Annotated in this window: 10 protein-coding genes; 9 read left to right on the top strand and 1 reads right to left on the bottom strand. The window is 42.3% G+C overall.

The window, feature by feature from the left end:
* Nucleotides 1-11 precede the first annotated feature (11 nt).
* From bshA to panD, 6 genes are all read left to right on the top strand, one after another.
* Complete coding sequence (bshA, locus tag NSS77_RS16210) at nucleotides 12-1,151, top strand: N-acetyl-alpha-D-glucosaminyl L-malate synthase BshA (protein WP_342469666.1); 1,140 nt, start codon at nucleotides 12-14, stop codon at nucleotides 1,149-1,151.
* Nucleotides 1,148-2,332 (top strand): CCA tRNA nucleotidyltransferase, encoded by a 1,185-nt coding sequence (locus NSS77_RS16205; protein ID WP_342469665.1) that lies wholly within the window; start codon nucleotides 1,148-1,150, stop codon nucleotides 2,330-2,332. The genes bshA and NSS77_RS16205 overlap by 4 nt, the downstream gene beginning before the upstream one ends.
* Entirely contained in the window at nucleotides 2,310-3,299 is a 990-nt protein-coding gene (locus tag NSS77_RS16200; protein WP_342469664.1) for a biotin--[acetyl-CoA-carboxylase] ligase, read from the top strand. The genes NSS77_RS16205 and NSS77_RS16200 overlap by 23 nt, the downstream gene beginning before the upstream one ends.
* A 275-nt stretch (nucleotides 3,300-3,574) precedes the next feature.
* Nucleotides 3,575-4,408, top strand: a complete 834-nt coding sequence (panB, locus tag NSS77_RS16195; protein WP_342469663.1) for a 3-methyl-2-oxobutanoate hydroxymethyltransferase — start codon at nucleotides 3,575-3,577, stop codon at nucleotides 4,406-4,408.
* A 3-nt stretch (nucleotides 4,409-4,411) separates the two neighbouring features.
* Nucleotides 4,412-5,266 (top strand): pantoate--beta-alanine ligase, encoded by an 855-nt coding sequence (gene panC / locus NSS77_RS16190; protein ID WP_342469662.1) that lies wholly within the window; start codon nucleotides 4,412-4,414, stop codon nucleotides 5,264-5,266.
* 1 nt (nucleotide 5,267) lies between these two features.
* Entirely contained in the window at nucleotides 5,268-5,651 is a 384-nt protein-coding gene (gene panD, locus NSS77_RS16185; protein WP_342469661.1) for an aspartate 1-decarboxylase, read from the top strand.
* Nucleotides 5,652-6,101: 450 nt separating this feature from the next.
* On the opposite strand, the gene NSS77_RS16180 is transcribed toward panD, so the two are convergent.
* On the bottom strand, nucleotides 6,102-7,538 hold the full coding sequence (locus NSS77_RS16180) for a DDE-type integrase/transposase/recombinase (RefSeq protein ID WP_340714312.1): 1,437 nt from the start codon (nucleotides 7,536-7,538) through the stop codon (nucleotides 6,102-6,104).
* Nucleotides 7,539-7,705: 167 nt separating this feature from the next.
* Between NSS77_RS16180 and lpdA the strand changes: the two genes are divergently transcribed.
* From lpdA to NSS77_RS16165, 3 genes are all read left to right on the top strand, one after another.
* Nucleotides 7,706-9,046: a dihydrolipoyl dehydrogenase gene (lpdA, locus tag NSS77_RS16175; RefSeq protein WP_342469660.1), complete on the top strand. Its 1,341-nt coding sequence runs from the start codon at nucleotides 7,706-7,708 to the stop codon at nucleotides 9,044-9,046.
* Nucleotides 9,047-9,156: 110 nt separating this feature from the next.
* Entirely contained in the window at nucleotides 9,157-11,919 is a 2,763-nt protein-coding gene (gene dinG / locus NSS77_RS16170; protein WP_342469659.1) for an ATP-dependent DNA helicase DinG, read from the top strand.
* Between the two features lie 58 nt (nucleotides 11,920-11,977).
* On the top strand, nucleotides 11,978-12,457 hold the full coding sequence (locus NSS77_RS16165; protein WP_342469658.1) for a DUF5590 domain-containing protein: 480 nt from the start codon (nucleotides 11,978-11,980) through the stop codon (nucleotides 12,455-12,457).
* Nucleotides 12,458-12,468 lie beyond the last annotated feature (11 nt).

Here is a 12,468-nt window from a genome sequence, read left to right as displayed (position 1 = left end):
GGCGTGTGTCGGTGAGAAAATTAAAGATTGGTATTACATGTTACCCAACGGTGGGCGGTTCAGGAGTGTTGGCGACGGAATTGGGAAAAAAGCTCGCGGAACGCGGACATGAAATCCATTTCATTACATCCAGTGTGCCTTTTCGATTAAAAAAAATTTATCCGAATGTCTTTTTCCATGAAGTTGAGGTGAACAACTACTCCGTATTCCAATACCCGCCATATGATATTGCGTTGGCAAGCAAAATGGCCGATGTGATTTTGGATCAAAATTTGGATGTATTGCACGTTCATTACGCCATTCCACATGCGGTGTGCGCAGTGCTTGCCCGTGATATGTGCGGGGAAAACATTGGAATTGTGACTACTTTGCATGGAACGGACATTTCGGTTTTAGGGCAAGACTCAACACTCGCGCAAGCCATCAAGTTTGGCATTGAAAAATCCGACATAGTGACAGCAGTATCCAACGCATTAAAAGAACAAACATATGAAATTATCAAACCGAATAAAGAAATCGAAACAATCTATAATTTTGTCGATGAATCCGTCTTTAAACCATTGGAAGAAGCTCCATTATTGAAAAAACAATACGGAATTGGGGAAGATGAAAAAGTCATTATCCATTGCTCCAATTTCCGAAGAATAAAAAATCTGCCGGACGTCGTTGAAACATTCATTCGGATCCGCAGTCAAATTCCGGCCAAATTGCTTCTTGTCGGCGACGGGCCTGAACAGCACCGGGTGATGGTTCAAGCGAAAGAATCACCATACAAAGACGATATCTTATTCTTAGGAAAACAGGAAAATGTGGAAGAACTATTCTCTATCAGTGATTTAAAACTATTAATGTCTGAGAAAGAATCCTTTGGTTTGGTGCTGCTTGAGGCAATGGCCTGCGGCGTGCCGGGCATTGGAACAAACGTCGGCGGCATTCCGGAAGTGATTGAACACGGCGTCAATGGTTATATTGTCGAATTGGGCGATGTTCAACAGGCCGCAGAATATGCCATCGAATTATTGTCGGATGAAAATAAACACGCTGATTTCAAGAAAAACGCCATTCATACGGTGCAAACGAAGTTTAGTGCCGAACCGATTATCGATCATTATGAAGAATTATATTATCGATTGGCGGCATTGAAAGTATGAAGCAATCAAACGATTGGGAAGTGGCATTACGCGTAATTGATAAAATTGAAAAGGCCGGTTATGAAGCGGTCATTGTTGGAGGAGCGGTAAGGGATCATTTGCTCGCACGGAAAATCCATGACGTGGATGTTGCGACAAATGCCCTTCCAATGGAAATCAAAAACATTTTTCGAAACACCGTTGATGTGGGTATCCAGCACGGAACGGTCATTGTATTGGATGAAGGCAGTCCCATAGAAGTGACCACATACCGCACCGACGGAACCTATACCGATTTCCGCAGACCGGAAGAAGTGACATTTGTGAGGGACTTGCCAAAAGATCTGGAGCGGCGCGATTTCACCATCAATGCGATGGCATATACAAAAGACGGCGAAATTATCGATCTATTCGGCGGAAAAGAAGATTTAAATAATGGTATCATTCGGGCTGTAGGTGATGCCAATTCAAGATTCCGGGAAGATGCCTTGAGAATGTTGCGGGCTGTACGCTTTACGGCACAACTCGGTTTCTCCATCGAGGAATCGACAATGAACGCCATCCAAAAAGATAGCGATTTAATTGAATTTATTGCCAAAGAAAGAATTCACATGGAACTATCGAAAATGTGGGTGGCGGAATATGTCTATTTAGGAATCAAGGCGCTTGTTGAAAGCAATTTGGCGCTTTATTTGCCGGGCAATTTTGCGGAACATTTGGAGGCATGGAAACCGTTTCAGGCAAAAGAACCTGAAGTGGGATGGGCATATCTTTGCCTATTAAACCGTAAAGAAATGGAAGATATTATCGAATTTTACAGATACTCAAACAAGGAAAAAAGCTTTGCGAAAAAAGTGATTCACGCCTATGACCGGTTTCTGAACAGATGGGACGAATATGATTATTTTTCAAATGACTTGACCATTCTGGAAACTGCTTATGATTTTGCCGTTTGGCAAGGCAAGGACGTTCCTTTTTCCAAGGATCATATTGCCAAAGTGAAAAAGCTTTTGCCGATTCAAACAATGGACGATTTTGCATTGAACGGCCATCTCCTCATGCAATGGTCCGGGAAAAGGGGAGGACCTTGGGTAAAAGAAGCACTGGACAAAGCGCTGTATGCAGTTTTAACAGGGCAAGTAAAAAATGATGAAGAACAATTAAAGGAATGGTTCCACAATGAATTTATCCATGAAAGATAAAATATTGCAACGCTTTCTTTCAGCAAAAGGCGAGCCAATTTCAGGACAACAGCTTGCGGATGAATTGGGGATATCCCGCACTGCCATATGGAAACATTTGCAAACCCTTCAAGAAGAGGGATATGAGTTTGTGACCATCAAGAAAAAAGGGTATCGGTTGGTTGAAGTGCCAGATCGGGTGGATGCGGCAAAAATTTCTTCTTTTTTAAATACGAAACGTTTTGGCCATGCGATTCATTACTTTGAAGAAATCGACTCGACCCAATCGGTTGCCCAGCAGTTGGCAAGACAAGGTGCGGAAGACGGCACCGTGATCATCGCCGAAGAACAAACGGGCGGCAAGGGAAGAATGCAACGAACTTGGCATTCGGCAAAAGGGAAGGGCATTTGGATGACAATCATTGTCCGTCCAAATATTCCTCCCCACCAAGCCCCCCAGCTCACACTTGTTGCAGCTGTAAGTGTCGTATTGGCAATGAAGTCTCTATATAAAAACTTTATGCCGGTAATCAAATGGCCGAATGATATTTTAATCAACGGGAAAAAATGTGCCGGCATATTGACGGAGATGCTTGCGGAAATGGACCGGGTGGAAGGTTTGCTCATCGGAATAGGGATCAACACAAATCATGAACTGGACGATTTCCCTGAAGACATCCAATCCATTGCCACATCGATCGCCATTGAAGAAAAACAAAAAGTGGATCGGGCACAACTGGTAGCGGAGATTTTAAAGAATTTGGAGTATTATACAGATGAATATGTGGCCCATGGATTCAAGTCGATCAAAAAATTGTGGGAAGAACATTCAGGCACAATCGGCAAACGGATCAAAGCCACAACCATCCGGGAGATCATCGAAGGACAAGCGGTCGGCATCACCGATGAAGGGGTGCTGGAAATTCTTTTGGATGACGGCCAAGTGAAAAAGGTCTACTCTGCGGATATTGAAATTCAAAATGAATAAGTGTTTCGAACAACTTCCTTCTTTTCCAAAGGTTCAACGCTTTACAAACCTGTCAATTTTCTGTATCTTTTTATTAAGTTGCTTACATCAACGGACAGTATCTTTTTGAACTGTACCAAAAGCAACTATAAAATTAAGGAATCTGCCTTGATCGATTATGACAGGGACGGAAGAAAACAAGTTCGAAACATGCGAACATACACCATCCTTCTGTCCATTTTTGGAAGAAGGATATTTTTGTTTTCTTCCTCTGAATTTTCAAAGGAGGAAACTTCGTGAAAACAACAAGCGATTTTTTAACAATGAAGGCGAATGGTGAAAAAATTGTCATGATCACTGCTTACGACTGCCCTTCCGCCAAATACGCGGAAGAAGCGGGAGTCGATATGATCCTTGTCGGTGACTCTTTGGGGATGGTCGTGTTAGGATACGACTCCACGGTGCAAGTGACAGTGGACGATATGATTCACCATGCAAAAGCGGTCCGCCGCGGCGCAAAAGATACGTTTATGGTGGTGGATATGCCTTTCGGTTCTTATCATGGCGATCCGAATGAAGCATTAAAAACCGCCGTTCGCATGATTCAGGAATCCGGCGCGGATGCTTTAAAAGTCGAAGGTGCCGGAGAAGTGCTTTATGTGATAAAAAAATTGGTTCATGCAGGAATTCCGGTTGTAGCACATCTGGGATTGACACCCCAATCGGTTGGTGTGCTTGGAGGATATAAAGTGCAAGGAAAAACGGCTGAACAAGCTCAAGAATTGATTGAAGACGCCCTTCGTTGCCAGGAAGCAGGGGCCATGGCCGTCGTTTTGGAATGCATCCCTCACCAATTGACTGAAATCGTTTCCAAGAAATTGGTGATTCCGACAATCGGCATCGGTGCAGGTCCTGAAGCCGATGGACAAGTACTTGTGTTCCATGATCTGTTAAGATATGGAAAGCACCGTATTCCGAAGTTTGCGAAAGAATTTGCCAATGCGGGAGAACAGATTCAAAAGGGAATTGAAGGGTATGCAAAAGCGGTAAAAGAAGGTTCATTCCCCGCACCTGAACATTGTTTCAATATGAAAGAAGAAGAATTATTCTCGATTTATGGAGGCAAATAATTCATGGAAGTTGTAAAAACAATTGCTGAACTGAAATCTATCGTTAAAAACGTAAAATCAGAGGGAAAAACGATCGGGCTTGTACCAACGATGGGTTATCTTCATGAAGGGCATATGGCGCTTGCCAAAGCGGCAAGAGAAGAAAATGATTTTGTCATTATGAGCATTTTCGTAAACCCTACCCAGTTTGGTCCGAATGAAGACTATGAATCTTATCCGAGAGATTTGGAGCGGGATAAAAAAATTGCGGAGTCCGTCGGGGTGGATGTCGTTTTTGCCCCTTCTGCCGAAGAAATGTATCCGACAGATGGCGGCATCCGGATCCATGCAGGAAGACAGGCGACGATTCTTTGTGGTGCATCAAGACCCGGCCACTTTGACGGGGTGTTGCAAGTGGTGACGAAATTATTCCATCTTGCTGAACCGACAAGAGCCTATTTCGGCCAAAAAGATGCCCAACAAGTGGCCATAGTGACGACGCTTGTCCGGGATTACAATTTCCCATTGGAAGTCCGGACAGTTCCAATTGTCCGTGAAGAGGACGGACTTGCAAAATCATCCCGGAACGTCTATTTATCAGAAACTGAACGCAAAGAAGCGCCGGCTATTTATAAAGGATTAAAACTTGCAAAAGAAGAATATCTATCTTCCAATGATGCTGAAAAAGCGGTTCGGGCTGCGAAAGATTATATTTTGGAAAATACAAGTGGACGGATCGATTACGTCGAATTATTGTCCTATCCGGATTTGGCACCGGTGGACGACTCAACGGAACAATTGTTGCTTGCTGCTGCAGTGTATATTGGAAAAACTCGTTTAATTGACAATATTATCTTTTCAAAAAAAGGGGAAATTTAAAATGTTTAGAGAAATGATGAACGCCAAAATTCATCGTGCACAAGTAACGGAAGCGAATTTAAATTATGTGGGTTCCATTACGATTGATGCGGATCTGTTGGATGCTGTCGGCATGCTTCCAAACGAAAAAGTACAAGTGGTGAATAACAACAACGGTGCGCGATTTGAAACATATATCATCCCCGGTGAACGTGGAAGCGGCGTGATTTGCGTCAACGGTGCCGCTGCACGCCTCGTTCAGGAGGGGGATATTGTCATCATTATTTCTTACGCTTATGTGGAGCAGGAAAAACTTGCCGATCACAAACCGACTGTTGCGATTATGGGGGAAGGCAATAGAATCAAAGAAATCATCCATTATGAACCTGAGGCAACAGTGCTATAAGCGACCGGTCAATGGCAAAGATGAAAACCGGACATAGGGCAATCAGGAGCAAATTGGAAAGTCCATATTCCAATTTGCTTTTTTTATTTCTGTACCGTTGAATATTATTTCTGAAAATGATCCATTGTAATGGGGAAATGATGGTTAATAAAATCCGCAACAGAATTAGATTGATTCACAATTTTATGAATGTTAATTTTTGGTAGTGTCAAAAAATCTATGAAAACTTAGTTTTGGAGGGATGTGATCTAGCGAAACTAGAGGAAATGCCGCCGCAATCGCTCTTGACAAACACGTCAATGGTTTGATTTCGAACCAACAAGGGCGAAGGGAACAAAAAGAAGGCACACCAAAGAAGCCCTTGCCAATTCCCATTTTAAACCATTGACTGGTTCGGTTTGTCAAGAGTTCGCTTCGCCGATGCTGGTAAGGGCTCTGCTAAACAAAAAGTTAGGCAGTTTGCTCTACTAGCCATTGTTGAGCTAAACCAATCAGTTTTGTCCAACGTGCAGGCATATTCGGCAGTCCTTTTAGCTCTGGAATAACTACAGGCACTTTGCCTTCCAGGGCTGAATGTGGCCGCAAGAAATTAAAATAAGCCACAAACAAAGTCACATAAGAAACGGATCCGTGATCGGATCCAAATCCGTGTGTCGATCTGTAATTGCCCTTAAATGTTCGATTCAGTCTTTCAATAATTTGTTTTAGCGGTCTGTATTCCGTTGAAACCTGGTCTTCGTTGGTTAGTCCAATGACCTGCTTCACATCAAACGTAATACCGTGCTGGGCAAAAAAGTGTTGTGCTAAAAGGTAAATCGGATTGCCATCTACGACAAAGGTGAGGTCTTCCGGGATCTCTTTCATCTTCCATAAGGCCTCATCAATCGCACGAATGGCTGATACCGTATCACGATTTGGAGAAACAGGGTAGGACAGAATAATTTTCTTTACCGCATCAAAAAAGAAAAAAAGATAATGCCAACGACCATTCACCTTAATGTATGTTTCGTCTCCGCAGAATTGATCAGAAAGCTCGTAAGGATAATGATCCACATAAGGTTTGAGAAGAAGTGCTACGCTGTTTTCGTAATTCAATATACTCTGGTGAGAGATGGGTACGCCATGAACATCCTTCATCAGTGCAGCTGTTTTCCGAGCCGATAAGCCATAGTTTACATGGTAGGTTAAAATGAGCCCCAATGTGTGCGGTGACACATGAAGCCTGGACAAATCCACTTTTGGCTTCTTAGGTGAATGTTTGGCTAACGGCTGATAATCAATTTGAAACTGACGAAATATGTATCGAACTTTAAAAGACGGAGAATCCTTTTCGAACTGCTTTTTCTCTTTTTTAGACATTCCTTGCAGTTTCTTTTTGTAATACGGACAGTCATTGTTTTTGCACTTAAATACGAGAAAATCTTTTCTTTCCTTGATCTTCTCGAGTGTTTTCGAACAGTGTGGACATTTTAGTATAGCCTCCTTGGCATATTGATTCTTTTTATTAAACAGACACGCACACACCTTGCATTGATACTGTCCTTTACCTCCGTTATTGGCATAAAGATAATCTGACGGAGCACCACACCTTGGACATTTCATGGATGAAGGTACTTTACCTTTTGAATTGGAACGCCTCTGAACAGGTTTGAGAGGTTTCCCGTTCTTCTCCAAATATTCTTTGAGAAGAATTTGATAATCGAGCTTTTGTAGAGTTTCAATGATTGGCAGCTCATCCACCTGGAGTTTTTGATAAGGCTTATTGACAGGCTTTTCAGTTGGCTTATCAAACATGTTTTTTCCAATCAGAAGGGTAAGTAATGTTCGAATCATTTGATCTTGGTACTTGATATATTCAAGCAAATAGGTTAATAATTGAGGTAACAACTTGTCACTTCCTTTATTAGGGATTTTTGAGTGTGTGGTTACCTCATAAATACCCTAATTTTAAGGGGGTGGCAAGTTTTTTTTATATAAAACTAGTTATATCAACAAAAACGTAAGTTTTATTAAGTAATTTTTGACAATACGTAATTTTTAAATGAGGTGATGAAATGAAAAAATTTGATGTTGCAATTATCGGAGCCGGTGCGGGCGGATATGTGGCGGCCATTTATGCGGCAAGAAGCGGCCTCAACGTTGCTTTGGTGGAGAAAGGAAAAGTGGGTGGAGCCTGCTTTAATTTAGGTTGTATTCCATCAAAAATCATGATCGAGCATTCGAAACTCGTCCAGAAAATGAAGCTTGGACAAGAGTGGGGCATTACGGCGGGTTCAATTGACATCGATTTTCCAAAGCTGATGAAGCGGAAAGATGTCATTATTCAACAATTATTGGAAGATATTCACCGGTATATCGGAAACAACACCATCACTTTTTATGAAGGCAAAGGGGAAGTTTCAAAGGATTTAACGGTGAAAGTAAATGAAGAAACGTTTGAAGCGGAGAACATCATATTGGCGACTGGCAGCAGACCGTTCGTGCCTCCTTTTAAAGGGCTTGAGACGGCCGATTACCACACAACCGATACAATTTTCCATATTAAGGAACTGCCGAAGCAATTAACGATCATTGGCGGCGGAGTCATTTCCATCGAAATGGCTTTCAGCTTGGCGCCATTAGGTACGAAAGTGACAATTTTGAACCAAAGCCGGGATATTTTGCAGACGGAAGAGCCGGATGCGCGGCCCATTATCCGTCAAAAATTGTATGATCTGGGAGTGGAACTTGTTCTGGATTTTGATTTTGAAGAAATTCGCGGAAATGAAATTGTGACTTCAAGAGGTGTTTATACATACGAAAACTTATTATTTGCGACCGGCAGAAGACCGAATGTGGAAATTGCGGAAGCGCTCGGGTTGGAAATGGATGGGCGCTACATTAAAGTCAATGAATATTATCAGACAAGCATGCCGCATGTGTATGCAATCGGCGATATTATTGGAGGCTATCAATTGGCCCATGCGGCAAGCGCGGAAGGCATCCATGCCATTGAAGCGATCTTGGGGAACAAACCGGAACCGATCGATCAATCGGCGATTCCACGATGTGTTTATTCCACACCGGAAATCGCCACATTCGGGGTCATGGAGGATGAGGTGAATCCCGAAGAGGCAATTGTGACGAAACTTCCGTTTAAATCAAATCCGAAAGCCTTAATGGAAGGCAATTCGGACGGGTTTATTAAATTTATTTCCAGCAAAAAGGACAGCCGCATTTTAGGTGCATGTGTCGTAGGGGATGGTGCAACGGAAATCCTGAATTCCATGCTTGCAGTAAAAGTGGCCGGTGGAACGGCGGAGGATTTGGGGAAAATTATTTTCCCGCATCCTACAAAAAGCGAAGTGATTGGAGATGCTGCCAGAACGGTTTTTTGGAGGGGGATTCATATTTAATCTCCGGATGGGCAGGGCGAAAAGGTTATTTGAAACCTTTTCGCATTTTTTATATCTATGTTAAAATTCGCTTATAGCTTATACTATGGAAATTGTGAGTTGAGAAACAAATGGAAAACCAAAAATTTGTCATTGTGGATTTGGAAACAACCGGCCATTCCCCAAAAGCGGGGGATCGGATCATCCAAATTTCAATGGTGATCATGAAAAATTGGGAAGTGGAAGAGACTTTCACGACCTTTATAGATCCGAAACGATCCATTCCCTTTTTTATTCAGGATTTAACGAATATTTCCGAAGAAGAAATCAAAGACGCTTTGCCTTTTGAATCCCATGCGGAAGTCATTTATGGCCTGTTGCGGGATGGGATATTTGTTGCCCATAACGCGGACTTTGATTTATCTTTTTTGCAGGCGGAACTGGAACGGTCAGGGTTCCCGAAATGGAAGGGAAAGAAAATCGACACGTTGGAACTGTCAAAAATTGTATTTCCAACGGCGCTAGGCTTTAAATTGGGAGATCTTGCAAGCGATTTGAAGATTCCGCTCAACCATGCCCATCGTGCGGATGATGACGCAATGGCGACGGCACTGCTCTTAAAAAAATGCTGGGAAGAAATTTTGGCATTGCCCATCCATACAATTGAACAATTGCATAAACATTCATTCAAGTTAAAATCGAACATTTCCCATTTATTGTTTCATGCATTGCAAATCAAGCGGAAATCAGTTGAGGATGAGGATGGATTTATTTTTTACAACCAGCTGGCATTAAAAAAGAAAGAGCCTACCGCTGATTACGATGAATTAACTTCGGCATATCCGCATTCCGATCAGGAAAAAACGGCGCTTCTATCCAAGCAATTTCCCCATTTCGAAGAGCGGCAGGGCCAGTTTCAGATGATGGATGCCATTTGGGATACGCTCCAGCAAAAAAATGAAATCATGATCGAGGCTTCCACCGGGGTAGGGAAAACCCTGGGATATTTATTGCCTTCCTTCATTTATGCCAAGCAGCAAGGAAAGAAAGTTTGCATCAGCACGTACACCTCTTTTTTGCTGGAACAAATTTTATATAAAGAAATTCCGAAAATGGAAAAGGTTTTTGGAATGAAAATCCATGCCTCCCTCCTCAAAGGGATGCAAAATTATATCGATATTGAATTATTTGAACAGCTGCTCGAACAAGAGGAGCATTCCTATGATGAAACATTGACGCTTATGCAAATTCTTGTTTGGCTTTCCAAAACCGAAACGGGGGACTTGAGTGAATTGAATCTCTCCGGCGGAGGACAGCTGTTGATTGATAAAATCCGCAAAGTGCGCCGAAATGACAATCCCTATGATTTTTATGAAAGAGCACTGGCGGAAAGCGAAAAATCCGATATTATTGTGACAAACCATGCAATGTTATTGGCCGATTTGGAGCGCCTTGAGCCAATTTTTCAATCGATTGACGGATGGATCATCGATGAGGCGCATCAGTTCATCCATGCGGCGATTCATCGCCAGCAAGTGGTTTTTTCTTATGCTCAATGGAAATATTATTTTGGACAAATTGGACATGCATCGGAAAATGGGTTATTTCATAAATTCCAAGTGGCAGCAATGCAAACAGGAAGATTTTCAAAGCAGCTATTCATTCAATTAGAAAAATATTTTCAAATAACATTGGAACGGTTTGAGCAAGTGATGGAAGACCTTGTCCACTCGATGAAAGATCGGAGACAGCCTTTTTTGGAATATCGGCATACGGCATTCTTGAAAGAGTTATCATTAAAAAAACCTTTATTAAAAGAAGTGTCGAGCGCTTTGCAAAGTTGGATCGATTTGGCGGAACAAGCGTCAAACCATTTTCGTCATCATGGGGAAGAATTATCAAAGGAAAGCAGGCTGCTACTGGAGCGATGGGATTATTGGATTCGTGAATGGAAAATGAAATTGGCGGAATGGGATCAAATCTTTTTTGTGGATAATCATCGGCATGCCGTTTGGATTGAATTTGATAAAAGACATGTTCCGGGAAGCGTACGCATTTATAGAAAGCCGATCGAAATCAAAGAAGCGATTGTACGCATGTCTCAGTCATTACGAAAAAATGCCGGCATTGTCTGGACTTCGGGGACACTCACCATTCCCAATAATGAACGTTTTATCGCAAAGGACTTGGGGATCTCAGACGATGTTCCTGTTTTGAAATTGGAAGCCCCCCAAAACTATTACGCCGGCGCAAAAGTTTATATTGCAACGGATATGCCGGATATTCAAGGAGTTCCGCAGTCGGAGTATATTGAATCGGTGGCAGCGGCTGTCACTCAAATTGTCCAATCCGTCGAAGGCCGCTGTTTTGTATTGTTCACCTCCCAGGAAATGTTAAAGCGGACGGTGGAACTGATCCAGGAAGCGGAATTATTAAATGATTATTTACTCTTTGCCCAGGGGGTTACAGGGGGCAGCCGAATGCGGTTATTAAAATCTTTCCAAAAGTTTCAGCGTTCCGTATTGTTCGGCACAAACAGCTTTTGGGAAGGAGTCGATGTTCCCGGTGAGGAGTTGAGCGCCGTCATTATTGTAAGGCTTCCTTTCTCATCACCGGATGAACCGACTTTTAAAGCCAAAGCGGCGTTATTAAAAGCAAAAGGGCAGAACGCTTTTACGGATTTGTCATTGCCCGAAGCGATTTTAAGATTCAAACAAGGTTTTGGAAGGCTCATCCGCTCATCGAAAGATCGGGGGGCATTGATCGTGTTGGATCGACGGATTGAAACGAAATCATACGGGAAGGAATTTATCAAAGCCCTTCCGGACATCAAAATTGAAAAACTCCCGCTTCAACATATGGTGAAAGATTTGCAACATTGGTATAATAACTAACGTGAGGAAGAACAGCAGATAAACAACGATAAAACTTGACAAAAAACAAGGTGTTCAAATGAAAAATTGGATTATTTTTATCATTAGTTTTGTGTTAATATTAACTATTGGAATATCTGTTTTAGTCCTCTGGGAAGCATCGAGTCCATTCACGAAAATTGAAAAGCAGGCGGTGGAATTGGCAATCTCATCAGACTCGATCAAAACGGCTGATGACGCTTATGTCTACAATGGAAATAAGCCGTATGTCACCGTTTTTGGGGTTGATGAAGAAGGGGTTGAAAAAGCCGTTTTTGTACCGATCACGTTGGATGAAAAATCGATACAAATCGTTCGGTTGGACGAAGGCATTTCAGAGGAAGAGGCGATATCGCACATAGATAAAAAAGATGTCAAAGAAGTGCTTCATACAAAATTAGGCTATGAGGAACCGGGGGCCGTTTGGGAAATTGCCTATATCAACAAATCGGACAAACTCAATTATGTCTATATTTTGTTTGAAGATGGACAATGGTGGAAACGCATTTTGAATTTATAGAGGAGTCGATT

This window comes from Ureibacillus sp. FSL K6-3587 (genome assembly GCF_038593165.1).
Taxonomy (GTDB): domain Bacteria; phylum Bacillota; class Bacilli; order Bacillales_A; family Planococcaceae; genus Ureibacillus; species Ureibacillus suwonensis.
Note: the sequence above shows the minus strand (reverse complement) of the source record. Positions and strands in the feature narration are given on the sequence as shown.